The 25,529-nt window shown below is 55.0% G+C and carries 21 protein-coding genes, 1 tRNA gene and 1 pseudogene; all 23 read right to left on the reverse strand.

Annotated features, from left to right (window positions below; genetic code table 11):
* Window positions 1-43: 43 nt before the first annotated feature.
* Window positions 44-853, reverse strand: a complete 810-nt coding sequence (locus BUA44_RS05710; protein ID WP_072809566.1) for an ABC transporter ATP-binding protein — start codon at window positions 851-853, stop codon at window positions 44-46.
* Complete coding sequence (locus BUA44_RS05715) at window positions 843-1,847, reverse strand: ABC transporter ATP-binding protein (RefSeq protein WP_072809568.1); 1,005 nt, start codon at window positions 1,845-1,847, stop codon at window positions 843-845. The genes BUA44_RS05710 and BUA44_RS05715 overlap by 11 nt, the downstream gene beginning before the upstream one ends.
* A gap of 11 nt (window positions 1,848-1,858) precedes the next feature.
* Entirely contained in the window at window positions 1,859-2,704 is an 846-nt protein-coding gene (locus BUA44_RS05720; RefSeq protein WP_072809570.1) for an ABC transporter permease, read from the reverse strand.
* Between the two features lie 2 nt (window positions 2,705-2,706).
* Window positions 2,707-4,074, reverse strand: coding sequence for an ABC transporter permease subunit (locus tag BUA44_RS05725; RefSeq protein WP_255370471.1), 1,368 nt, complete (start codon window positions 4,072-4,074; stop codon window positions 2,707-2,709).
* A 42-nt stretch (window positions 4,075-4,116) separates the two neighbouring features.
* The gene (locus BUA44_RS05730) at window positions 4,117-5,943 is read right to left on the reverse strand and encodes an ABC transporter substrate-binding protein (protein ID WP_072809575.1); all 1,827 of its coding nucleotides are present in this window, start codon (window positions 5,941-5,943) and stop codon (window positions 4,117-4,119) included.
* A 381-nt stretch (window positions 5,944-6,324) separates the two neighbouring features.
* On the reverse strand, window positions 6,325-7,737 hold the full coding sequence (gene eno, locus BUA44_RS05735; RefSeq protein WP_072809578.1) for a phosphopyruvate hydratase: 1,413 nt from the start codon (window positions 7,735-7,737) through the stop codon (window positions 6,325-6,327).
* 118 nt (window positions 7,738-7,855) lie between these two features.
* Window positions 7,856-8,929 (reverse strand): hypothetical protein, encoded by a 1,074-nt coding sequence (locus BUA44_RS05740; RefSeq protein WP_072809580.1) that lies wholly within the window; start codon window positions 8,927-8,929, stop codon window positions 7,856-7,858.
* Between the two features lie 67 nt (window positions 8,930-8,996).
* A complete protein-coding gene (locus BUA44_RS05745; protein WP_072809582.1) occupies window positions 8,997-9,803 on the reverse strand; it encodes a hypothetical protein in 807 nt (268 codons plus the stop codon).
* Window positions 9,804-9,879: 76 nt separating this feature from the next.
* Window positions 9,880-10,893 (reverse strand): FISUMP domain-containing protein, encoded by a 1,014-nt coding sequence (locus tag BUA44_RS05750; protein WP_072809585.1) that lies wholly within the window; start codon window positions 10,891-10,893, stop codon window positions 9,880-9,882.
* A gap of 18 nt (window positions 10,894-10,911) precedes the next feature.
* Window positions 10,912-11,601, reverse strand: coding sequence for a hypothetical protein (locus BUA44_RS05755; protein ID WP_143151875.1), 690 nt, complete (start codon window positions 11,599-11,601; stop codon window positions 10,912-10,914).
* A gap of 835 nt (window positions 11,602-12,436) precedes the next feature.
* A complete protein-coding gene (gene rpsG, locus BUA44_RS05760) occupies window positions 12,437-12,913 on the reverse strand; it encodes a 30S ribosomal protein S7 (protein WP_072809589.1) in 477 nt (158 codons plus the stop codon).
* Window positions 12,914-12,924: 11 nt separating this feature from the next.
* A complete protein-coding gene (gene rpsL / locus BUA44_RS05765; RefSeq protein WP_072809591.1) occupies window positions 12,925-13,314 on the reverse strand; it encodes a 30S ribosomal protein S12 in 390 nt (129 codons plus the stop codon).
* Window positions 13,315-13,383: 69 nt separating this feature from the next.
* Complete coding sequence (gene rpoC, locus BUA44_RS05770) at window positions 13,384-17,832, reverse strand: DNA-directed RNA polymerase subunit beta' (RefSeq protein ID WP_072809594.1); 4,449 nt, start codon at window positions 17,830-17,832, stop codon at window positions 13,384-13,386.
* Window position 17,833: 1 nt separating this feature from the next.
* Entirely contained in the window at window positions 17,834-22,114 is a 4,281-nt protein-coding gene (gene rpoB / locus BUA44_RS05775) for a DNA-directed RNA polymerase subunit beta (RefSeq protein ID WP_072809597.1), read from the reverse strand.
* Window positions 22,115-22,220: 106 nt separating this feature from the next.
* On the reverse strand, window positions 22,221-22,598 hold the full coding sequence (gene rplL / locus BUA44_RS05780; RefSeq protein WP_072809599.1) for a 50S ribosomal protein L7/L12: 378 nt from the start codon (window positions 22,596-22,598) through the stop codon (window positions 22,221-22,223).
* Window positions 22,599-22,649: 51 nt separating this feature from the next.
* The gene (rplJ, locus tag BUA44_RS05785) at window positions 22,650-23,195 is read right to left on the reverse strand and encodes a 50S ribosomal protein L10 (protein WP_072809601.1); all 546 of its coding nucleotides are present in this window, start codon (window positions 23,193-23,195) and stop codon (window positions 22,650-22,652) included.
* A gap of 8 nt (window positions 23,196-23,203) precedes the next feature.
* Window positions 23,204-23,890, reverse strand: a complete 687-nt coding sequence (gene rplA, locus BUA44_RS05790; RefSeq protein ID WP_072809603.1) for a 50S ribosomal protein L1 — start codon at window positions 23,888-23,890, stop codon at window positions 23,204-23,206.
* 40 nt (window positions 23,891-23,930) lie between these two features.
* Complete coding sequence (gene rplK / locus BUA44_RS05795; RefSeq protein WP_072809606.1) at window positions 23,931-24,356, reverse strand: 50S ribosomal protein L11; 426 nt, start codon at window positions 24,354-24,356, stop codon at window positions 23,931-23,933.
* A 30-nt stretch (window positions 24,357-24,386) separates the two neighbouring features.
* The gene (gene nusG / locus BUA44_RS05800; RefSeq protein WP_072809608.1) at window positions 24,387-24,929 is read right to left on the reverse strand and encodes a transcription termination/antitermination protein NusG; all 543 of its coding nucleotides are present in this window, start codon (window positions 24,927-24,929) and stop codon (window positions 24,387-24,389) included.
* A gap of 5 nt (window positions 24,930-24,934) precedes the next feature.
* Entirely contained in the window at window positions 24,935-25,123 is a 189-nt protein-coding gene (secE, locus tag BUA44_RS05805; RefSeq protein ID WP_072809610.1) for a preprotein translocase subunit SecE, read from the reverse strand.
* Between the two features lie 21 nt (window positions 25,124-25,144).
* Window positions 25,145-25,217 (reverse strand) — tRNA-Trp (locus tag BUA44_RS05810).
* A gap of 12 nt (window positions 25,218-25,229) precedes the next feature.
* Entirely contained in the window at window positions 25,230-25,382 is a 153-nt protein-coding gene (gene rpmG, locus BUA44_RS05815) for a 50S ribosomal protein L33 (protein WP_014545993.1), read from the reverse strand.
* Window positions 25,383-25,394: 12 nt separating this feature from the next.
* A pseudogene (gene tuf, locus BUA44_RS05820) lies at window positions 25,395-25,529 on the reverse strand (elongation factor Tu); the annotation flags it as partial.

Consider the following 25,529-nt stretch of genomic DNA (forward strand, 5'->3'; position numbering starts at 1 on the left):
TCTTTTGCAAGATCCTCGCTTTCGCGAGGATGACATCCGCCCATTACTTCTTAGAACGGTGGCTGTTCTTGATCCATTCGGTCTTGTGGACTTCCGGGATGTCGTCGAGCAGGCGGAGCGTATGCGGTTCGGTCGTGTTGTCGAGCACTTCTGCCGGAGTACCCTGGTTCACGATCTTGCCGTCGTGCATGATGAAGATACGGTCGCTAACGTAGTTCGCAAGGCCGATATCGTGGGTCACGAACACCACGGTCATCTTCAGCTCGTCTTTCAACTTGCGAAGGTAATCGAGGATGTTTGCACGCACGCAGGCGTCCACCATGGAGGTAGCTTCGTCGGCAATCAGCACCTTCGGGCGGAGCGCGAAGATACGGGCCAAAAGCATACGCTGCATCTGGCCACCGGAAAGCTCGAACGGGTACTTGCCTTCGATGTCGGCAGGCATCACGTTCACGGCCATCAGGCCTTCGTCCACGCGGCGGCGGATTTCGTCCTTGGAGGGCTTGTCCTTCAAGATGTTCAGGGCGTCTTCCAGCTGGCTACGGATAGTAAAGAACTGGTTGAAGCATCCGAACGGGTCCTGGAACACGGACTGGACTTCGTTCCAGTGGTCCCTCAGGTTCTTGATGGGCTTGTCGCGGTAAAGGAACTGGCCACGCGTCGGCTTGTAGAGGCCGAGCATGATCTTTGCGAGCACGGACTTGCCGCAGCCCGAACCACCCACGATGGAGATGAATTCCTCGTCATAGATATCAAAGGAAACATCCTTCACGGCGGTCTTCAGGCTCTTGCCCGCACCAAAGTCCTTGCTGATGCGCTTGGCAGAGAAAACAACGGGCTTATCACTTAGCATAATCGCACCTCACGTCACGATCGCCGACAACGCGGAGATTCTGAGTGTTCTTCTTAAACGGGCAGTCCTTGGCCTTGCTGCAACGCGGAGCGAAGCGGCAACCCTCAATCTTGTTCTTGAGGCTCGGGGGAGCGCCTTCAATAGCCACCGGGTGGCGGCCACGCTGGCTTGCCTCGGTACTGAGCATGGCGCCCATGAGTGCCTGCGTGTACGGATGGCGCGGGTCCTTCACGACCTGTTCCGCAGTGCCCTTTTCCACGAATTCGCCGGCGTACATAATTGCAATGTTGTCTGCAACGTGGTACAGGAGCGGGAGTTCGTGGGTAATGAAGATCATCGTGCTGAAGATACCCTTGTCAAGAAGATCGAAAATCATCTTGATCACTTCCTTCTGGGTCGAAACGTCCAGGGCGGAAGTCGGTTCGTCGGCAATCACCATCTGCGGGTTGAGCAAGGTGGAAATACCGATAACGGAACGCTGGCGTTCACCGGCGGTCAGCTGGATGGGGTAAGAATCGAGCACGCGCTTCGTGTCCATTCCGAACAGGTCGAAACGTTCACAGAGGCGGTCGTAAATTTCCTTGTGGTCGAGTTTCTTGCCGGGCTGCTGGTGAGCGGCAATCACGTCGGCGGCGATGTCCTTGATCTTGCGGACCGGGTTCAGGGCGTTGAACGCACCCTGCGGAATCATCGAGACCTTCTGGGCCAAGACGTTCGCACGGACGTCTTCCACCTTGCGGTTCATGAGCGATTCCATCTTGGTGCCGTTCCACACGCGCACGTCGCTCTTGCCTTCGGGGTAGAGCGGCGGGATGCACATGCCCATAAGGCCAGACACGAGAGTCGACTTACCGCATCCGGATTCGCCCGCGATGCCGAGGATTTCGCCCTGCTTCATGGAGAAGCTCACGTTCGTCACGGCATGGGTCTTATCGCCGAAGCGGCCCAAGTAATACAGGCTGAGGTTATCTACTTCAAAAACATTTTCTGCCATTTCGTTACCTCTTACTTGCGGAGCCTGGGGTTAAACACGCCTTCCATCGAAGTATTGATGAGGTAGAGCGCGAAAACCGTGAGAGTAATAATGATGGTCGCCGGGAGGAACGCAATCCAGATACCGCCGGAAAGCGCACCGTTGTCCTTCGCCTGGTTCAGAATGATACCGAGGGAAGTGGAATCCAGAGGACCGAGGCCAATCATGGAGATGGAGGCTTCGGAAAGGATACCCGAGGACACCTGCATGATGAACACCATGAACACGTACGAAAGCAGGTACGGGAGCACATGCTTCAGCACGATGGTGAGCGTCGATGCACCGTTGATGCGGGCGAGCGCGATGTGGTCGCGGCTACGCAGGGAGGATGCCTGCGCACGCACGGCACGGGCAGACCAGCTCCAGGCGGTAAGGCCGATGATAAGGCCAATCAGCGTGAGCGAACGGCCATCCTTCACGGCAGAGCTGATGAGCACGAGAATCACGAACTGCGGAATCACGATAAAGATATTCGTGAGCATGTTCAGGACTTCGTCAATCCAGCCGCCACGGAAACCGCCGAACAGGCCGACAAGCACACCAATAGTCGTAGCGATGACACCGGCAACCAGGCCCACATAGAGCGAGGAGCGGAGACCCGCAATCAGGAGCGACACGTAGTCACGGCCGAGGTGGTCGGTACCGAGCAGGTGGTCTGCGCTGGAACCGGCGTAGGGGCCAGCCATCATGTCGCGAGCGTTGATGTCAACGTGATAGAAGAGAGGTCCAAAGAGCGCAATCAAAAGCGACAGCACAAAGATGGACACGCCGATTACGAACATCGGGGACTTGAGAAGATTTCTAAGAAGTTTACCCATGATTACTTACCTCCCATCTGGAGACCGGCCTTGACGCGCGGGTCAAAGATTGCAATCAAAACGTCGACCGCGAAGTTAGCGACGAGCACGCAGGTCGAAATCATGAGCGTGCAGCCCTGAATCGTGGCGTAGTCGTTCTGCTGGATGGCGGTGAGCATCGCCATACCGAGGCCGGGGTAAGAGAAGATCATTTCGGTAATGAGGGCGCCGCCCACCATCGCACCGAGGCTCTGGGCAAGGCCAGTGAGCTGCGGGAGCATGGCGTTACGGAACACGTAGCTGATAATCTTGCCTTCACGGAGGCCCAGCCACTTCGCGTACTTCATGTAGTCGGTACCGAGTTCGTAGATGGACATGGAACGCATACCGGTCGCCTGGCCCGAAAGAAGAATCGGGAACACAGAGAAGAACGGGAGCACGTAGTAGTACCCGACGCTCTTGATGTTGTTCCAGGTGAAGGTAAGTTCCGGAATATCCGGGCTGTAGGCGCCCATGGCCGGGAACCAGCCGAGCGTAATGGAGAAGAGCGCCACCAGGAGCATACCGAACACGAAGAACGGCACGCCGTTGAGGAACATGGCGCACGGGAAGAACACCTTGTCGAAGATGCCGCGCTTGTATGCAGCGAAAGCACCGAGGAGGTTACCGACAATCCAGCCGAGGATAATGGTCGGGGCCTGGATAGCGAGGGTCCACGGGAGGGATTCCTTGATAATATCGGTAACCGGCTTCGGGTACTGGCTGTAAGAAAGGCCGAGGTCACCCTTGAAGACATTCTTGATATAGACCAGGAACTGGGAAATGCCCGAGGCGAGTTTCGGGTCGGTCTTGAGAACGACCTGATCAACCATGACCGTATCCTGATGCTCGGCCTGGACCTGCTCCATGACGGCGACAGTCTCGACCTTCGCGACCTTCTTCTTGGTCTTCGGGTCCTTCTCCATCACGGGCTTGCCCTTCGCGTCGAGAACCGGCTTCTCTTCGAATACCGGATTGCCCTGTTCGTCAACCTTCTGGCGTTCGACCATGACCGGGTTGCCCTCGGCATCGACGTCCTTGACCACCCTGAACACGGGCTTGCCACTTTCATCGAGCTTGGGGACCTTCACTGTCTTGACCTGGCCGTTCTCGTCGACCTCAGGTTCATAGACAACGTTGCCTTGATCGTCAAGTTCGGCCATGCCGAATGCCTTGAGCAAGGTTTCCTTCTTGAGCTTGGCCTGCTCCGGAGAGAGCCCCTGGGCGGCCTTACCCATGATGATATCGACGGGGTTGTTTTCACCCATGCGCGGCAGGGTGAAGTTGATTGCAACCGCTACGACAAACGTCAGAAGGTACCAGAATGCCTTCTGCAGGACATAGCGTAGCATAGGATACTGTTTAAGCATTTATAGTCCTTTTATTCCTTTGAATTACTTGAGCTTCAGGTTCCAGAGGACCTTCGTGCCAGAAGCGATCCACGGCAGCTGGGCCGGGGCGTAGGCGTTTTCTGCAGAGGGCCAGTTGGTCCAGACCTTGTCGCTGAACTCGTAGTACTGTTCCGGGAGGTAAGCGAGCGGAATCGCCGGCTGGTCTTCCATGAAGATCTTGTTGAGTTCGCGGTAGGCTTCAGCCTTCTTGGCTTCGTCGGTCATGAGCGGGATTTCGGCGAGGAGCTTGTCCACTTCGGGGCGGAATTCCTTGGTGCCCGGCTGGTTGTAACGGCCGATGTTGGTGCCGGCCCAGTCGCCGAGCTTCTGCCAGTCGCGGCTAGACATGACTTCGTTGAAGCGGCTCCACGGGAGAGACGGAGACACGTCTGCAGTCGGCTTGTGCATGATGAGGTCGAAGTTGCCGGTGCCCATGGCAGGCCAGTACTGACCGCCATCCACGAAGCCTTCACGAACGTCGATACCGGCCTTGCGCATGCCTTCGACAGCGATGTTCACGATGGATTCCCAGTCGGTCCAGCCGGCCGGAGAGGTAATGAAGAGGGTCGGGATCTTTTCGCCCTTGGCGTTTTCCATGTGGTCGAGAGAACCGTCGTCCTTGAACACGGACTTGTAGCCGGCTTCGGTAAGCATGGCCTTCACAGTCTTGAGACGTTCGGCCTCGTCAACGATGTCGAGCTTCACGCCGACCTTCTGGTCTTCGGCGTTGATGTACTTGCCTTCGAGGTTCGTCGGCATGATGAGGCCCGGCTGCAGCTGAGAGGTGTAACCGGAGAGAGCGAACTGACGGATAGCGTTGTAGTCGATGGCCGTAGCGAGGGCACGACGGAAACGCTTGTCGTTGAGGGGTTCCTTCATGGTGTTGATCATGAGCATCGGCATAGCGCCCGGAGTGAAGTACGGAGCATCGTTCAACCAGGTATGCACGCCGGCGCTCTTGAGGTCGCCAATACGCGGAATGAAGGACATGGAAGCATCGAGTTCACCCTTGCGGAGAGCGATGGTGTTGTGCTCGTTGCTCTTGTAAATCGGGTGGACAATGAACTTCGGAGCCGGGAGCTTGCCCTCGTGGAGAGCGGCGTTGCCCCAGTAGTCGTCACGACGTTCGAGGATAATCTTGTTCGCGGAGTAGTCCTTGATGGTGTACGGGCCAGAAACGACCGGGTTCTTGTCCATCATGAGCTTCTTCACTTCGTCGAGACCCTTTTCGGCAACGAGCGGTTCAAACACGTGAGCCGGCACGATGCGGATGGCCTGGAGGAGGTCCATCACAGAAAGCGGGTTGTTGCGCTTGTCCTTGGCAACGATGAAGGAAATGCGTTCAGCAACGGGAGCGTCCGCCGCTGCCGGTTCGGCCTTGAGGGTATCCACATGGATTGCGGAAATCTGTTCGGTGGTGTTGATGGAACCGTTCGTGAAGATGAACTTCACGTCGTTGGAGTTCACCTGCTTGCCGTCGCTCCACTTGGCGGCGGGGTTCAGGTCAATCACGATGCTGTCGTTGTTGGAAAGTTCCGGAACCAGCGTGCCAAGAAGGGCTTCGATCTGACCGTTCAGGGTGTTGTAGGTGACGAGCGGTTCGTACACCAGGTTGAAGCGGCCACCCACCGGCCATGCAGCCATCCAGCTTTCGGCGAGCGGGTTGAACGTAGCGGGGGCACCCCACTGCTGGCCAGACAAGTAAAGCGTCTGCTGACGGGGCAGGGCGCCTTCGGCGGCCTGCTGCTCGCTGCTGCTATCACACCCGAAAAGGGCACCTGCTGCCGAAACAACGGCCACAGTCTTGACAATCGATTTAATTCCGATCATGTGTATCCTCTTATTGTAAGCCTATTTACGACTTTTGATGAAATTCGGATTCTAATATAGATTTAAACGTATTGTTTGTTGCCTCCCCGACCTAAAAATTACGTTTACAAGGCGACACAGGGGCCGGTCCAGGGCACAAGTTAGAACCACCGCACAGGCTATCCACAATTCTTTAACAACATGAATGTTTACAGGAATTTACAAACCAGACGGAAGGCGGTTTTCGCGCCTAAAAAGCCCGGCAGTCTATAAACCCGCCACAGGTTCCCGACAGTGAATTGCAGACAAAGTAATCAAGTTATCGGCACACGCGAACAGATTACATACAAAAGAAGCGTCCCCTGATAGGGACGCCTCTTTCAGTAATTCTAATGGTTTAGATTACTTTTTGCAAGCCTTCTTGCAGCCGCACTTCTTGGCGGGAGCGGCCTTGCAAGCCTTGCGCGGGTCACCGGCATAGACAGCAGCCTTGCCGAGTTCTTCTTCGATGCGGAGCAAGCGGTTGTACTTGCAAACGCGGTCCGTACGGGAGAGAGAACCGGTCTTGATCTGGCCAGCGGCAGTACCGACGGCGAGGTCAGCAATGAAGGTGTCTTCGGTTTCGCCAGAGCGGTGAGAAACGATCGGGGCATAGCCTTCGTTCTGAGCGCGCTTGATGGCGGCGAGAGTTTCGGACACAGAACCCACCTGGTTCACCTTGATGAGGATAGCGTTGGCGATGCCAGCCTTGATGCCTTCGTCGAAGATGGTCGGGTTGGTAACGAACAGGTCGTCACCCACGAGGTTGATCTTGCCGCCGAGCTTGTCGGTCATGACCTTCCAGCCAGCCCAGTCAGCTTCGTCGAGGCCGTCTTCAATGGAGAAGATGGAGTACTTGTCGATGAGCTTTTCGTAGAGCTTCACCATGTCGGCAGACTTGACAGTCTTCTTGGTGCTCTTCTTGAAGGTGTAGGTTTCCGGCTTGCCAGCCTTGGTGTTCTTGTCGCAGAATTCAGAGGAAGCAACGTCAAGAGCGATCTTGATGTCAGTGCCGAACTTGTAACCGGCATTGGTGGTTGCAGCCTTGAGGGCGTCGAGAGCCTTTTCGAGGGTCATCACGCCAGTGATTTCGTAACCGAACTTGTTCTTGGCGGGCTTGATGCTGACGCCAGGAGCGAAGCCACCTTCGTCACCGACGGTCGTGTCGAAGCCACCCTTCTTCAGCACAGCCTTGAGGGCGTGGAAGATTTCGGTGACCATCTGGAGGCCCTTGGAGAAGGTCTTTGCGCCAACCGGAGCAATCATGAATTCCTGGAAGTCGATCGGAGCGGAGGAGTGAGCACCGCCGTTGATCACGTTGCACATCGGGCAGGGGAGCGTGAGCTTCTTGGTGCCATGGAGCTTGGCGATGTACTGGTAGAGAGGCATCTTGGCGTCGTTAGCAGCGGCGCAGCAAACAGCCATGGAAACGCCGAGGATAGCGTTTGCACCGAGCTTGTTCTTGAGCATGCGGTTGCCGTCGAGAGCGATCATGGCGTCGTCGACTTCGGTCTGCTTGGCCGGGTCCATGCCGATGATCTTCTTCGCGATCTTGGTGTTCACGTTCTTCACAGCAGTGAGCGTGCCCTTGCCGCAGTAGGTCTTCTTGTCGCCGTCGCGGAGTTCGCAAGCTTCGCGTTCGCCGGTAGAAGCACCGCTCGGGACAGCAGCGTGACCCTTCACGCCGTTTTCGAGGGTAACATCAACTTCGAGAGTGGGATTGCCGCGAGAATCGAGGATCTGGCGGGCAACAACGGATTTGATTTTAGAAGCCATTTTTTAGCCTTTTGGTTTAGTGTGAAAATTTAACGGGGAATAATATAGAAAAACTGGTTAATGGTTTGCAGTCGATGGTTAAGAAAATGTGGGCAAAAAAGGGGGCGGGTTTTCGCCCCTACATCACCCAGCCGTCACGGCGCTTTACAACTTCCCATTTCCCCGAACGCTTGGACAAGTAGTAATGGCTTAGGAAGTTAAAACTTTCCATGACGTCCAGTTTCACCATATCGTGAGCCTTGTTAAAGACGGCATTATCCATAATCGGGAACGAATTGAAATGATAGTAGTCGTCCCCGTGATGAGGAAACACATCTATAAATGGGAACCAGAAGGGGTATTTATTCGGCTTGATCGTATATCGCTCTTGCCTGCTCTCATGGACATTCGCCTTCATAAAAACGTTCAATAGGGTATTGTATTCTTTATTCAGAACAAGAATCCGCTGTCCCGTCGGCGCTTTTTCCATGCAGGCAGAATTCTTTTTTTTCCATTCTTCCTGTTCTATCCAATACATACGAAACTTCTCCAGCTCTTTCATATCAATGCCCTCAATATCAACATACCGCACCTGCAGCGTCTGGACAAAATAAGCGCGATTATAGCTGCTGCTAGAATCCTCTTTCAAATGTTTCAGGGCTTCATCAAACGGAATCGGCCGGGTTTTCGCATCTTTGATACTATCGGCTCCATCGAAAAGTTTCCGCCAGAAATCCGGATCTTCTTTCCATTTTTTTATAAAATCAGCAATGTCAATTGGATCAATAGGTTTAGCATTCTTTCTTGTTTCATTTAAAGTATCCTCATGAATGTCGCGCTCTTCCCTATCGAGAATATCACGATACTTACGTTTAGCTTCGAACTCTAGCACAACTTCATAGATGTCACGTAAATCGGCCGCCAACGAATCATCGGCCGGAACCGTAGCACAGATAGAATCCGTAGAAAGTTTCCACCTCGCAAAGAAGTGATTCCTGTAATCGTCCATGGAATCGCGCAGCAGCGTATCACCCGTCGCCTGGAACTGCTCGTAGAATTTATACGCACGCGTAAGGACCGTGTCCAATGGCAGTCCTTTTAACTCTTCAAAGCGTTTCGCCTTTCGCATTTCATCTTCATTGGACTGCGAGCACCCGCCAAGGAACATCGCCATCAATAGAACCGGCAGCCAACACAATTTCAAAAGTTTCATACAGCAATCCCTGATTATCAAACAAACTAGAAAGCATCTACAGGCTAAACATACAGCGATAAGGGAATTACTTCCTCACGAACCGCAACCCCGCCCAGATGGTGTGGAGGTTGAACATGCTGTATTCCTTTTCCGATTCGACCGGATTTTCAAACGCGGCGGTCAAGGCGACACCCATGTTCCACCTCTCGTTAAAGGCCCACGTGTGACCGACATCGAAGACGATGCTCTGGGTCAACGTTGAAATTTCCATAGCACCGTGATTACGGTCCCTTACGGCGTTCTTTTCCTCATCTACCTGGGTTTCGATAATGGAGAAGCCGAACGACGCGCCGGCATGGAATCCCGTCAGGGGCGATTCCTTTTTAGCAAAGGGGTAGAACGTAAAGCCGCCACCAAGGAACAGTCGCGTTGAAAGGGAATGGAGTTCACTGTAACGAATATACTCCTCATGCTCGACCCAATGATTGTGGAATGCATAGCCATCATCGTCGCCAGTGTATTCCACGGGCTCCTTCACCACATAACAGTCAAAATTATGGAACCCTTCGGTGTAAGTCCCCTGAATGACGCCAAATACGGCCAGCTTTTCCCAACCATAGCCTACCTTCAGGTCAAGCACGGGGCCATAGCCCACGTACTCCACCTTGTCGCGTGGCGCATATTCCCCGCTGGGACCCGTATCCTCGCAACCCTCAATGCCGAGGCATTCCCCCACATGGTCATCGGCCTGCTGCAACCTGCGGGGGCGTTCCTGCTCAACATAGTCCGCCTTGGCAATGCCCAAGGAGCCCTCCAGATAAAGCCCTTCGGCCGAAGCGCCCGCCGCAACAACACAAGCCGCCAAGATGCAATTCTTAAAAACGTTTCCCATAAATCCTCCTCATGCAATACAAGTAAAGTAGCACCATTGTAGTCTGTATTTCGCAGGCTTAATGCAAAAATGCGTCCTATTCCTTGTTCCGGATGCAGCGCACGTAGCGGTACGCCTTCTTCCATGCCGGGAGCTGCAGGTCAAATATATCGAAGTTGTACAGGTCAAAACCGAAACGATAGGCGTGGTTCACGCTTTCCTCGGTAGACGACCAGAACCCGACAGTGCTATCGGAGAACGACTCTACCGTCGGGTCGTAGATGCCCGACACAAGAATGCGGAATCCGGAAAGGTCAGACCCTATGGTGATATCGTCACGCTTGCTGTCTTCGGGTTTCGCCATCAGGCTTATATACACAGGTTCGCTTCCATTGTGCTTGTCGACGTAGGCCTCCAGCGTCAACCAATCCTTCTGGGTCGGGACAGTCCAGCCTTCCGGGCATATCCCCGGCGACAGCGGGAAGTTCCCCTTGCACATCCAGCCCGGGCCACATTCATTCTCGGCGCGGCCCATCGCCTGGGCATACGTGTACAGCCGCCCGAACTTTTCGCAATTGGCGAGACTGTCCCTGATGCACGCGGACCCGGGAACATCGTAATTCAGGTTCTCCCCCATCCAGGTCTGCGTCCCGATTGTCACCGTGCAATACGTGTGACCGTCGCGGGCATCCACCAGCGCCCCGCATTCACGCTCGTACGTGAGGGTGGAATCGCCTGAATCCACAGAACTGGAGGAACTTTCGGGCCGTTCCGCAGGAGCGCTGGAACTGCTGGATGCCTGCGGATTGGATTCGGAAGAAGCAACACTGCTCGAGGAAACGCCCGGCTTTTCGCCAGAAGAGGACTGAACCTTCTCGCTGGAAGAGGAACGCTCGACACCGCTCGAAAAATCCCGCGCAGAACATGACGAGGGAATCAACGAGCTTGATGAAGAACGCCCGGAACCCGAAGTGTCCGAAAGCGCCTCGCTCGAAGAATACGTATCGTCTGCGTAGGGATTGTCCAGGACGGCGGTCGTAGAACCATCATCGCTACAGGCAAGCAGGAACGCACAGCAGGCGCAACCGAGAATTACAGATAAACTTTTCATGCCACTCAATATAACAAATTAGAACCTGATCGTGACATCCAGGCGCTTGGTATCCCTCGTTACGGCTATGTAGATTACACTATAGCTCGTAAACCCGACAAACCCTGCAAGCGTTATCCAGCCCACGTCCTTCCAGTCGTACGGCTTGTCCATCGCATACGCAATCGGGAATTCGGCAATCATCGCCGCTAGAGCCGTGAAGGCCCCACCCATAATGCCGCCATACAATCCCCAAAGCAAATCCATCTTCTCGTCCTTGTACATGTGGATTGACTTCACGGAATTTATCTGGTCCCCCAGTTGCATGTTTATCCAGCCCCTCCACTGGTCTCTAGACAAGTCCCTAGGCATCCCATCCTTGACGTAGGTGTCCCCGACATCGCTCGCCATTATAGGCTTATCGCCAGCATCAAGGAACTCGATGCGGCATTCCGGGTCAGAATCAGCCGATGACCAGCATCTATAAAAGTCAACAACGGTCTCTATAGGGTATCTCGCAACCCCTTCCGCATTCCAATACCACAACAGGGACGCCCTGGAAGACGTGTCCATATTCAGGAACGCTTCACGCGACGCTTTGAAAGCGTACTTGCGGATTTCAACTTCCTTGCCGTCGATGACTGCCGTATCAAGGACAGGTTCCGGCCTGCGGGTTGCCAATTCGGGATTGTGTCCGAACTGCCCCTCGACAAGGTTTGTGTCCGGCATAATCTCGGCCGCCGCCGGCAAGGGGAACAACAAGGCGCAGACGACTATGTATAAACTAAATCTCAATGCTCTTTCCCTTTAGGTAACACCCTAAATGTAATTCATTTTCAACGGGAAAGGACACCCCGTGATCAACCTGTCGATAACAGGAAAAAACACGGGGACAAAGTGCTTCTACAAACCGTTTAAAAACTAAATAACAAACTGTTGCGTGAGCCAAAAGCAAGTGAGCATACGGAGGTTCAGCACCCGAAACGACGAACGAGCGGTCGCTCGTGAGCCAAAAGCGACTCGTATCAACGAGTCGCGATGGCGAAAGCACTTTGACCACTTAGCGCTTTAGCGCTTATGTGGGCATGGTCCCCCTTGCGGGGAGAGTGAGCATACGGAGGTTCAGCGCCCGAAACGACGAACGAGCGGTCGCTCGTGAGCCAAAAGCGACTCGTATCAACGAGCCGCGATGGCGAGAGCGAGTGAGAAACAGGAAGTTCTCTATCTGAAATGACGAACGAGCGGTCGCTTTAGGAAACCCGCAGGGACTAACAGTCACAAGGGTTTCCTCCCGGTATAAACATTCCTGCTCGCGAAAAAGAAACAAACTATTTTCTGCCGGAGCACTCTCTTGTGTTTCTTTGCGTAGATGAGGACCTTGCAAAGCGAACACTGGAACGAAGTGATTGTGTGAGCGTGCAAGGCCGTCATCGTAGCAAACATTATAAAAACCATAGATCCTATCGCACTATCGCTACGCTCCAGGGCTCCAGGATGACAATACAGAAAAGGCTCGCTTTGTAAGCGAGCCTCTCTCTAGGATAATTCTGTGCTAAGGCAAGAATTAGAAACGGAAGTGGGCGAAAGCCTTGTTGGCTTCGGCCATCTTGTGCGTATCGTTCTTCTTGCGGACAGCGTTGCCTTCACCGTTCTTGGCAGCAACGAGTTCGGCAGCAAGGCGGTCGGCCATGTTGGGTTCGTTGCGGTTGCGGGCGGCTTCGAGGAGCCAGCGGAGGGCGAGAGCCTTGGCGCGGTCCGGAGCGACTTCCATAGGAACCTGGTAGTTCGCACCACCGACGCGGCGGGACTTGACTTCGACGCGCGGCTTGATGTTTTCGAGGCAGAGTTCGAACTTCTCGAGAGCGGTTTCCTTGCCTTCGAGCTTCTTGTCGAGTTCATCGAGGGCGGTGTAAACGATCTGTTCGGCGATGGTCTTCTTGCCCTGCTTGAGCACGACACCGACGAGTTCGGTCACGAGAGTGGACTTGAAACGCGGATCCGGGAGGATGGAGCGATGGAGAGCCTTTCTTCTTCTAGACATATTCTACTTCCTTACTTCTTTGCCGGAGCGGCGCCTTTCTTCTTAACACCATACTTGGAACGACCGTTCTGGCGACCGTTAACGGCCTGGGTATCCAGGGCGCCACGGATGATGTGGTAACGAACACCCGGAACATCCTTCACACGGCCACCGCGGATGAGCACGATGGAGTGTTCCTGGAGGTTGTGTCCTTCGCCGGGGATGTAAGCCGTAACTTCCATCTTGTTGGAAAGACGCACACGGGCAATCTTACGAAGAGCAGAGTTCGGCTTCTTCGGAGTGCTGGTGTAGACACGGGTGCAAACGCCACGCTTCTGCGGGCAGGACTTCAAGGCCACGGAAGCGGTCTTGTTGCTGATCTGTTCACGTCCGTTGCGGACGAGCTGTTGAATAGTAGGCACTATTAATCTCCTAGATTTTGGAGTGCAAATATAGTTTTTTTTCCAAAGTTTTCAAGTACATGGCCAAAATTAGTCCACATCTTCTTCGTCAGAGGATCCCATATCGAAATCCTGCATCTGGATTCCGGTATCGGAGGAACTGTATTCGGCCTGTACGTTCTGCAAACGCCGGCGTTCTTCCATTTCGGCATCGGCATCGATCACCTGGACGTTCCTCAGGTGGCGGGCACCGGTACCGCACGGAATGAGACGGCCCATGATCACGTTCTCCTTGAGGCCCAGGAGCGGGTCAACCTGCCCTTCGATAGAAGCGCGGGTAAGGATCTTGGTGGTTTCCTGGAACGAGCAGGCAGAGATGAAGCTGTCTGTCGCGAGGGAAGCCTTCGTGATACCCAGGAGCATCGGCGTGTATTCTGCAGGCTGCTTGCCCAGCGCGCGCAAACGGTCGTTTTCGGCGCGGAGACGAGCCTTGGAAATTTCCTCGCCCGGAAGCAGGTCGGAATCACCGGAAGCGGTAATGCGGACCTTGCGCATCATCTGGCGGACGATACATTCGATGTGCTTATCTGCGATAGCCACACCCTGCAGACGGTAAACCGCCTGGATTTCGTTCACCAAGTGACGCTGCACTTCTTCAGGACCGAGGATATCGAGGATGTCGTGCGGATCGGCGCTACCTTCGCTAATCTTCTGGCCAGCGCGGACGCGGTCACCCTCGTTAACAGCCAAGTGGACACCGCGGGGAACCAGCACTTTCCTTTCCTCGGTATCGCTCTTGATGATAACTTCCTGGTTGTTGCGAACTTCGTTACCCATAGAGACGAGACCGTCCATCGGGGCAAGTACCGCAGTGTTCTTCGGCTTGCGGGCTTCGAAGAGTTCGGCCACGCGCGGAAGACCACCGGTAATGTCGCGGGTCTTACCTGCGGCACGCGGGAGTTTCGCAACCGTAGAACCGACAGCCACCATGTCGCCGTCCTTAACCGTAAGGATGGCGCCATCCGGAAGCATGGAGTTACCGACCTTGTTGCCGGAAGCGTCGAGGACGGTGATAGCCGGACGGAGCTGCTTTGCGCTGCCACCGTGCTTTTCGCTAATCACGACCCACGTTTCGACGTCGGTGTTCTCGTCGCGTTCTACGCGGAATGTCTTGTTTTCAACGAGGTCGACAAGCTTCACCTTACCGGCCACGTTGGTGATAATCGGGCTGTTGTACGGATCCCATTCGAACATCACCTGGTCCTTCTTGACCTGGGCGTTGTTCTCGACGAACATGATTGCGCCATACGGGATCTGGTAACGACCCTTGTTAATACCTGTTGTGTCGTAAATGACGAGTTCCGCCATACGGCTCGTAACGACCTTCTGGCCCTCGTGTTCGACAGTAACGAGCTGTTCGAGTTCCACGCGGCCGTCCACGATAGCCTTCTTGTTGTTCTCGACAGTCAAGCGAGAAGAAGCACCACCGATGTGGAAGGTACGGAGGGTAAGCTGCGTACCCGGTTCACCGATGGACTGGGCTGCAAGCACGCCGACTGCTTCGCCGAGGTCGACGGGGCGACCGGACGCCAGCATACGGCCGTAGCACTTGGAGCACACGCCGGTGCGGGAATCGCAAGTGAGCACGGAACGCATCTTGATGTGTTCGAGACCGGTTGCGGAAATCTTCGGGAGGTCACGTTCGGTGACGAGTTCGCCAGCCTTCACGATCACTTCGCCCGTAACCGGGTGCTTGATATCTTCGACGGGGGCGCGACCGAGCAAGCGTTCTTCCAGCGGGATCACGGTATCGTCGCCGTCCTTGAAGGCGGAAACTTCGATGCCGTTGGTGGTACCGCAGTCAGCTTCGGTCACGACGAGGTCCTGGCCCACGTCCACGAGACGACGGGTAAGGTAACCAGCGTCAGCCGTCTTAAGGGCGGTATCGGCAAGACCCTTACGGGCACCGTGAGACGAGATGAAGTATTCCATCACGTTAAGGCCTTCACGGAAGCAGGACTTAATCGGGTTCTCGATAACTTCCTGACCGCCGAGCTGCTTGATAGGCTTCTGCATCAGGCCACGCATACCGGACAGCTGCATAATCTGCTGGCGGCTACCACGAGCACCAGAGTCAGCCATCATGTACACCGGGTTGAAGCCGTCGCGGTCGTGGGAAAGCAAATCCCACTGCTTGGCAGCAACGTCGCTAGTGGTCTTGGACCACACGTCAATAATCTGGTTGTAACGTTCACCGTCGGTAATCACGCCGTCTTCGTAGAGGCTGCGGATTTCGTTCACCTTCTGGGTGGCGGCATCGAGCATGGCCTGCTTCTCTTCCGGAATCACCATTTCGGCGATAGCCACGGAGGAACCGGCGCGGGTTGCCCACTTGTAACCGTTGGCCTTGAGGTTGTCGAGGTATTCGACAGTCACGCGGTTGCCGGTACGGCGGTACAGGTCGTCGATGGACTTCGCGATGACCTTCTTGCCGAAGGTTTCGTTCGCGTAGCCGAGTTCGTTCGGAACGAACTCGTTGAAGATGATGCGACCGATGGTCGTCTTGATAACGTTCGGTTCCTTGAGGGTAAGGAACTTGACCTTTTCGCCGGCCTTGACATTTTCCTCGATATTGCCGTTGTCGTCAGCGATTTCGCGGACGCACACGCAATCCTTCTCGAGGGCGCCCATGTAGATCTTGCGGCCCGCGGGGAGCTTCAGGTACACGGTAGCGTTCAGGTCGACAACCTCGTTCTCGTAGGCGCGGATGGCTTCGGCAGCATCGAAGAAATGCATGCCTTCGCCCTTGCGGCCCGGACGCGGCTTGGTCAGGTAGTAGAGCCCAAGCACGATGTCCTGGCCCGGCACGGCAATCGGCTGGCCGGAAGCGGGGTGCAGGATGTTGTTCGAGGACAGCATGAGCACGCGGCATTCGAGCTGGGTTTCGAAAGAAAGCGGGAGGTGCACGGCCATCTGGTCACCGTCGAAGTCCGCGTTGAATGCGGTACAGACGAGCGGGTGGAGGCGGATGGCGTTACCTTCGATAAGCTTCGGGTAGAACGCCTGGATACCCAAGCGGTGAAGCGTCGGGGCGCGGTTCAGCATTACCGGGTGGTCCTCGATAATCTCTTCGAGGATGTCCCACACTTCGGGGCGTTCGGCGTCGACGTACTTCTTCGCGGACTTGAGGGTATAGACGATGCCGTCTTCTTCCAGGCGCTGGATGATGAACGGCTTGTAAAGTTCGAGGGCCATGCGCTTCGGGAGACCGCACTGGTGCATCTGGAGTTCCGGGCCCACCACAATGACGGAACGGCCGGAGTAGTCCACACGCTTACCGAGGAGGTTCATACGGAAACGACCCTGCTTGCCCTTCAGGAGCTCAGCGAGGCTCTTCATCGGGCGTGCGCCACCTGCACGGGCACTGCGGCGACCGCTGTCGAACAGCTGGTCCACGGCCTCTTGCAGCATGCGCTTTTCGTTGCAGAGAATAACGTTAGGGGCACGGATGTCAATCAACTTCTTCAAGCGGTTGTTGCGGTTGATGACACGGCGGTAGAGTTCGTTCAGGTCGGAGGTCGCAAAGCGGCCGCCTTCGAGCGGAACGAGCGGGCGCAGGTCGGGCGGAATCACCGGAAGCACGTCGAGAATCATCCAGGAAGGCTGGTTCGCGAGAAGGCGGGCTTCGTTCGGGTATTCGGTGCGGAAAGCCTCGTAGGCATCGGCAAGGACGAAGTCATCGTGCTTGGATTCATAATCGGCCTTGAATTCGGCAACCGCTTCGGCGAGACCCTTGAGCCAAGCCTTGCCCGTATCGCGGTCGGCACTGCCCTTCGGGTTGTTGTAGTAGCTGCGGAAGCTTTCCATCTGGGACTTGCGGAAGGCATCAACAATCTTGAGATGCTTGATGGCTTCGTCCACCTTGGTCCTGGAATTGCTACGGGCCTGGTCGCGGAGCCTCTTGGAAAGTTCGGTAAGGTCGAGACGGTCGAGCAACAGCTTGATGGCGGAGGCACCCATGCGGGCGTCGAACTTACGGCCTTCGGCGACGAGGTCCTGGTAAGTCGTTTCGTCGATGAGCTGGTTCTCTTCGAGTTCGGCGTCGCCCTTGTCGATAACGACATAGCGTTCGTAGTAGATAACCTGTTCGAGGTCCTTGGTGTTGAGGCCGAGGAGGGCGCCAATCACGCACGGCTGGTTACGGACGAACCAGGTGTGTGCGAGAGGAATGGCGAGTTCGATGTGGCCCATACGTTCACGACGGACGCGGGAGTGAGTCACTTCGACGCCGCAGCGGTCGCAGATCACGCCCTTGTAGCGGGCGCGCTTGAACTTACCGCAGTTGCATTCCCAGTTCTTGACAGGTCCGAAGATCTTTTCGCAGAAAAGACCATCGCGTTCCGGCTTGTACGTACGATAGTTGATCGTTTCCGGCTTCGTGACTTCGCCGAAAGACCAGTAACGGATAAGGTCCGGTGCGGCGAGATGAATCGAAATATCGCCGGCGTTGTCTTGTACTTCCATCATTTCTTCGGACATATTACTTATCTCCAATGGTCTCGATGTCAAGACCCAAAGAATGAACTTCGCGAATCATAACGTTGAAGGATTCGGGGATACCCGGCTTCGGGGTGTTCTTGCCATGGACAATGGCGTCGTACACCATGGAACGGCCCTGCACATCGTCGGACTTGACGGTGAGGAGTTCCTGCAGCGTGTAAGCGGCACCGTAGGCTTCCATGGCCCACACTTCCATTTCACCGAAGCGCTGGCCACCGAACTGGCTCTTACCACCGAGCGGCTGCTGCGTCACGAGGGCGTAGCTACCGATAGAACGGGCGTGGATCTTGTCGTCCACCAAATGACCGAGCTTGAGGTAGTACATGTAGCCGATGGTGACCGGATTCAGGAATGCTTCGCCGGTACGGCCGTCATAGAGCTTGGCCTTACCGATAATCTTGTCGTGTTCCGGGTCCATCTCGTAGTTCACGATCGGGTTCTTCTGGTAGGCCTTCTCGAGTTCCTTGCAGATGTCCTCGAACTTGGCGCCGTCAAACACCGGCGTAGAAACCTTGAAACCGAGGGTCTTTGCAGCCCAGCCCAGGTGAACTTCAAGCACCTGACCGATGTTCATACGGGAAGGCACGCCCATCGGGTTCAGAAGAATCTGGAGCGGACGACCGTCTTCGGTGAACGGCATGTCTTCGACCGGAACAATCTTGGACACAACGCCCTTGTTACCGTGACGACCTGCCATCTTGTCACCGATGGAGAGGCAGCGCTTCTTCGCAATGTAGACCTTCACGTTCTTGAGAACGTTCGGCTTGAGTTCGTCGCCCTTCGTGACCTTGTCGATTTCCTTTTCCATGGTACGGGTAAGGGTATCGAGGTTGTCGCGTGCAACGAGCACGAGCGAGAGAACCCTTTCCTGGAGTTCGTCATCGCCAACGACGAAGGTGGACATCGGGGAAACCTTGGTCACGTCGATAGCGGCAAGGTTCTGTTCGGTGTAGGTCTGGCCTTCGCGGATAAGGAGTTCGTGCGTTTCGTTGTCCATCACCTTGCCGGCAGCCTTGCCACCGAGGAGTTCGAACAAGTGTTCGCGGCAGGATTCCTTAATCTTGTCGATCTGGCTCTGGAAGGTGACGCGGATGGACTCGATCTGTTCCTGGTCCTTTTCCTTGCTCTTCTTGTCGCTCTTATCCTTCTTGCTGAAGATACGGGTTTCGAGCACGACGCCCTTCATTCCCGGAGGAGCCTTGAGGGAGGAATCGCGCACGTCGCCGGCCTTCTCGCCGAAGATGGCGCGGAGCAGGCGTTCTTCCGGAGAAAGTTCGGTTTCGCCCTTCGGGGTGACCTTGCCGACGAGGATATCGTCCGGGCCGACTTCGGCACCGACGCGGATAACGCCGTTCTCGTCGAGGTTGCGGAGAGCGTCTTCACCGACGTTCGGAATTTCGCGGGTCAGTTCTTCCGGACCGCGCTTGGTTTCACGCACGTCGATTTCGTAGACTTCGATATGGATGGAGGTGAACGTGTCCTTGATGGCGAGTTCTTCGGAAATGATAACGGCGTCTTCGTAGTTGTAGCCGTTCCACGGGAGGAACCCGATAAGGATGTTCTTACCCAGGGCCAGTTCGCCGTGGTCGGTAGAAACGCCGTCGGCAAGCACGTCGCCAGCCTTGACGAAGTCGCCCACGTTCACGATAGGCTTCTGGTTCACGCAGGAATCCTGGTTAGAGCGCTCGAACTTGCGGAGCACGTACTCGTCGATAGGATCCTTGCCGAGGAATTCGTAGTTTTCGCCGAGGCCGGTGAGAGGCTCGAAGTTGCCGTTCACCATGTTGCCGCGCTTCACCGTAATGTTGCGGGCGTCGACAAACGTCACGAGGCCATCGTGCTTGGCACGCACGACCGTACCCGAGTCGAGGGCGGCGCGGCGTTCGAGGCCGGTACCCACCACGGGGGCTTCGGCGCGGAGCAGAGGCACTGCCTGGCGCTGCATGTTAGAACCCATCAACGCGCGGTTGGCGTCATCGTGTTCGAGGAACGGGATGAGGCCAGCAGCCACAGACACAATCTGCATCGGGGCAACGTCCATGAGGTCGATGCGTTCGACATCCTCGTCGCCGATTTCGATGCTGTCCTGACGGAGAACATGCGGGTATTCGCTCTTGTCGCGGACGATGACGTATTCTTCCTTGAAGCGGTTGTCGTCGGTGAGCTCGGTAGAAGCCGGAGCCACCTTGAAGGCGTCTTCTTCGTCGGCGGTGAGGAACGTGATAAAGTCAGAAACGACCTGGTCGATAGCGTCGCTGGCCTGCACATAGTCGGCCTTGCCGCTGAAATCGAACTGTTCGAAGCCGTTCTTGAAGTAGTGCTTGGAGCCATCGGCGTACTTGACCTCGAACACCTTGCCCACGAACATGTCGAACAGGTCGCGCTGGCGGTTGTCAAGGTTCATGCGGATGGAATCCTTTTCCTTGCTGGAAAGTTCCTGCTCGGTAAGGAAGTAGTGCGGGTCGTGCACGAAGGCCTTGAAGATGCCGAAATGCCACTTGGATTCGGGGAACTTCACGATGCCGCCCTGGGCATCCTTGAAGTTGATAAGGCCCACGATGCGGTACGGCGTCTCGATGAAGCCGAAGTGGTTCACGATGGCGTAAGATGCGAGCGAGTTGATAAGACCGATGTTCGGTCCTTCAGGGGTCTCGATCGGGCAGAGGCGGCCGTAGTGCGTGTAGTGAACGTCACGGACCTCGAAGCCTGCGCGTTCGCGGGAAAGGCCACCGGGACCGAGAGCGGAAAGACGACGCTTGTGCGTGAGTTCGGAAAGCGGGTTCATCTGGTCCATGAACTGCGAGAGCTGGCTGGAACCGAAGAACGCGTTCACGACAGAAGAAACCGTGCGGGTATTCACGAGGTCGCGCGGAGTGGTCTGTTCGTCGTCATTGTGGATGGAGAGGTTCTCGCGGATGACGCGAGACATGCGGGAAAGGCCCACAGAAATCTGGTTAGCGAGGAGTTCGCCCACAGAGCGGGTACGGCGGTTGCCCAAGTGGTCGATATCGTCCTTGGCGTAGCCGTCTTCGCCGTCGTAGAGGCCGACCATGTATTCGATAACGGCAAGGAAGTCCGCCTTGCTCATCGTCGTGCGGGTCAGTTCCGGAAGGGCGAGTTCCTTTTCCATGTTGAACTGTTCGCCGATTTCCTTCAGGAGGGCAATAATCTTCGGCGTGTACACCTTGGCGTTCAGGCGGTAACGGCCAACTTCGCCCAGATCGTACTTGCGGGGGTCATCCAGGAACAGGTTGTTGAAGAAGTCTTCAGCAACGGTCATGTTCGGGGAATCGTCCTGCTGCTGGTGCGTCACGGAGTAGATAAGGCGGAGAGCCTCTTCGCGAGTCTTCGTCTTGTCGTTCGTGAGCGTGTTGTGGATGAGGAGGTTTTCTTCTTCCTTGGAAAGGAGCGTAACCGTCTTCACGCTGCTTTCGCGGAGACGTTCGAGCTTCTTGTCGTCAATGACGGTATTGGCATCGACGATAACTTCACCGGTAGATTCGTCGATAACATCCTTGAAGATAACGCGGTCGATAAGGACGCAGACGCCATCGTCGTTGAACTTTTCGGATTCTTCGGCGATGTTGACTTCTTCGGACTTCTTGTAGAAGAGGTTCAGGATATCCTGCGTGGTCTCGAAGCCGATGCTACGGAGCATGGCGGTAGCCGCAATCTTCTTCTTGCGGTCGATGACGAGGTACAGGACATCGTTTTCGATATTGAACTCGACCCAGGCGCCGCGATGCGGAATGATGCGGCTCTTGTAGTCAGAACGGCCGTTGGGCTGGAGTTCTTCGTCGAAGCTCACACCGGGAGAGCGGTGCAGCTGCGACACGACAACGCGTTCGGCACCGTTCACGATGAACGTGCCGTTCTCGGTCATGATAGGAAGTTCGCAAATCAAGACATCGTTCTTGACTTCTTCCTTGAGCTTGGTATCTTCACCGTCCTTCTCGAAAATGCGAAGGGCGAGAGTCGCGTAGAGCTCCATGTTGTAGGTAAGCCCACGTTCGCGGCACTCGGGGATGCTGTATTTCGGTATTCCGAAGTAATACTTTTCGTATTCGAGGGAGAAGAGCCCGTTAGGATCGGTAATCGGGAAGATGTCCTTGAATACGCGCTGCAGGCCAGCGTCCAGGCGCCTTTCCTGCGGGATATCGGCCTGTAAAAATTGCTCGTACGAAGCCTTCTGAACTTCGATCAAGTACGGCAGTTCCAGCTGGAACTTGTTGGAGGAATAACTCTTTCGCTCCGTTGTCATTTGAAATACCTCATCCGGTGAAGAAGATCCTGATTAAGCAAAAAACACCAAAAGCCCGCACTCGCGTGCAGGCGATTGGTAAGAGCAGTTCAAAGAACTGTGAGCATTACTTGAGAGTAACCTTTGCTCCGAGTTCTTCGAGTTTCTTCTTGAGGGCTTCGGCGTCAGCCTTCGGGGCAGCTTCCTTGATGACGCTGTTGGCCGTTTCGACGACCTTCTTGGCTTCACCGAGGCCGAGACCCGTGATAGCGCGGACTTCCTTGAGGACAGCCATCTTCTTGGCCGGATCGACTTCGGCGAGGATAACGTCGAATTCGGTCTTTTCTTCAGCAGCGGCAGCAGCGCCAGCAGCCGGGGCAGCCATTACGACGCCACCAGCGGCTTCGATGCCGTGCGTTTCCTTGAGGTAGTCAGCCAAAGCCTTGGCTTCGAGAAGGGTAAGACCAACGATTTGATCGCCCAGTGCCTTGATATCAGTTGCCATGATGTGTTTCTCCGATTATTCCGTTTAAAATTTTTGGTTTGTGGTTTGTTGTTAAGCTTCCGGTGCAGCGGCAGCTTCAGGGGCTGCGGCTTCGGAACCCGATTCTTTTTCCAGCTTTTCCTGGAGTGCCTTGATCTGGCCAGCAATCTTGCCACCAGGTCCGAGAGCGATGGCGACGATCTGAGCGATCATGCCCTTGCGATCCGGGATCTTGGCGAGGTTGACGACTTCGGAGCCAGGCATGGGCTTACCGTCGAGGTAAACGCTCTTGGCGACCAAGAAATCAGGGTTAGCTTTGTGGAATGCTTCAATTTCGCGGGCAGGCAGAAGAGGATCTTCTTCGAAACCGACCATCACGGATGTTGCACCGTTCAGGAGTTCGTCGAGACCTTCGACCTTGAGAGCGGCGAGCACGCGCTTGAGAAGAGTATTCTTCACAGCGTGGTACTTGACACCCTTAGAAGCGAGAGCCTTGCGCAGGGCGTTGTCCTTTTCGACAGTGATACCCTGGTAATTGAGCAGATAGACGGCGGTTGCGCCCTTGAAGGACTCGACGAGCGAATCCACGGTCTGTTGTTTTTTAACTACAGCTTTCATGGTATCTCCTAGCGCGTCAGTGCCATATCAAGTTTGATGCCCGGGGCCATCGTAGCCGTCAGAGTGAGGCTCTTGATGTATGTGCCCTTAGAAGTTTGAGGCTTGTTCTTCACGACAGAGTCAATCACAGACTTGGCGTTTTCAGCCAGCTGGTCGACAGTGAAGGAGAGCTTGCCAACAGGAGCATGGACGTTAGCGCCCTTGTCGACGCGGTAAGAAATCTTACCTGCCTTGAGTTCCTTGACGGTCTGGGCGACGTTAACGGTCACCGTACCAGCCTTGGGGCTCGGCATCATACCGCGAGGACCGAGGACACGGGCCACCTTACTAATCACCGGCATCATGTCGGGAGTAGCAACGACGGCGTCAAAGTCCAGCCAGCCTTCCTGAATCTTCTGAACCAAGTCAGCACCACCCGCGTAGTCAGCGCCAGCGTTCTTTGCAACTTCAAGGTTGTTGTCCTTGCAAAAAACGAGAACGCGGACCGAACGACCGGTACCATGCGGAAGCACGACAGTGCCACGAACCACTTGGTCGGAATGTTTTGGGTCCACACCGAGATTGAAGTGGATTTCGACCGTCTGGTCGAACTTCAATTCGGACTTTTTGAGTATTTCGATTGCCGCCTTCAGATCGTAGGCTTGATTACGATCAAAAGATTCAGCAATCTTCTTGTATTTTTTTCCTCTGAACATGAAATTTTCCTGTCAGATACGTAACGGTGAATTACCTGCCTCAGTCAACCACATCAATACCCATGGAACGAGCAGTGCCCGCAACCATGCGCATGGCGGCTTCGAGGTCGATTGTGTTTAGATCCGGCATCTTCTTTTGGGCGATTTCCTGGATCTGGGCCTTGGTGATCTTGCCAACCTTCTTACGGTTGGGTTCACCAGAACCACTCTCGATGCCGACGGCCTTCTTGATGAGGGCCGGAACCGGCGAAACCTTCGTGATGAAGGTAAAGCTCTTGTCGGCATAGACCGTGATGACGACCGGGACAATCATGCCCTTGTCGTTCTGGGTCTTAGCGTTAAACTGTTTGCAGAACTCCATGATGTTCACGCCCTTCTGACCGAGGGCAGGACCCACCGGAGGAGCCGGGTTGGCAGCGCCTGCGGGAATCTGGAGCTTGATATAACCTGTGATTTTCTTTGCCACTGTTTTATCTCCGTTGCAAAAACCGTAACATTAAGCGGTAGCGGACTCGACCTGGTTAAAGGCAAGCTCGACAGGCGTAGAACGACCGAAGACGGTAACCATGACCTTGATCTTGGTCTTGTCTTCCATGATTTCGTCTACGACGCCCACAAAGTCCTTGAACGGACCTTCCTTGATGCGGACATTATCGCCAATGCTGTACGGGATTTGGATCTCGCCTTCTGTAGAAATTTCAGGATCAACTCCAAGAAGACGATCGACCTCGCTCTGTTGAAGCGGAATAGGAACACGAGAAGCGCGTGTCATTCCGGCGAAATGGGTGACGCCATTGATGGTCGACACCAGGTGCTGGGTGAGCTTGTCCAGCTCCATTTCTATAACGATGTATGCAGGAAACAGGTTCTGCTTAGAAACGCGACGACGCCCGTGGACGTTGCTCACGACTTCACGGGTGGGGACGAGAATCTGGCCGAACTTGTCTTGAACGCCCTCGCGCTCAATCATCTGCTCGATGTGTTTCTTGATATTGTTTTCCTGACCGGAGAAGGTATGGATAGCGTACCACTTCTTCATAGTGATTAACCCCTACCCATAATCTTGTCGATGATTACGGAAAACACGACATCAAGACCGGCAATATAGCAGCCCATAATGACGCTGAAGAGCATGACAACGAGAGTCGATCCCTTGAGTTCTTCCCAAGTAGGCCAAGTAACCTTCTTCAGTTCCTGGATGCATTCTTTGACATATTGCTGAATCTTACGCATGATGACTCCGGAGGAAATTCCCAGGTCGAGAGGGACTCGAACCCCCAACCAACGGTTTTGGAGACCGTGACTCTACCAATTGAGCTATCGACCTAAGCGGATTTCCTTACTTGGATTCCTTGTGAACAGTATGCTTGCGGCAGAAGCGGCAGTACTTCTTGTATTCCACGCGGGAAGGGTGAAGACGCTTGTTCTTGTCGCAATCATAGTTGCGCTGATTGCATTCTGTGCATTCGAGCACGATGAGTTCTCTAGGCATTTTTAATCCTGATTACTTGATGATTTCGGTTACGGAACCGGCACCAACCGTGCGGCCACCTTCGCGGATAGCGAAGCGGAGCTGCTTTTCCATGGCGATCGGGGCGATGAGGTTCACGTGGATCGTGACGGTGTCACCCGGGGTCAC

The organism is Fibrobacter sp. UWR3 (assembly GCF_900143055.1).
GTDB lineage: Bacteria > Fibrobacterota > Fibrobacteria > Fibrobacterales > Fibrobacteraceae > Fibrobacter.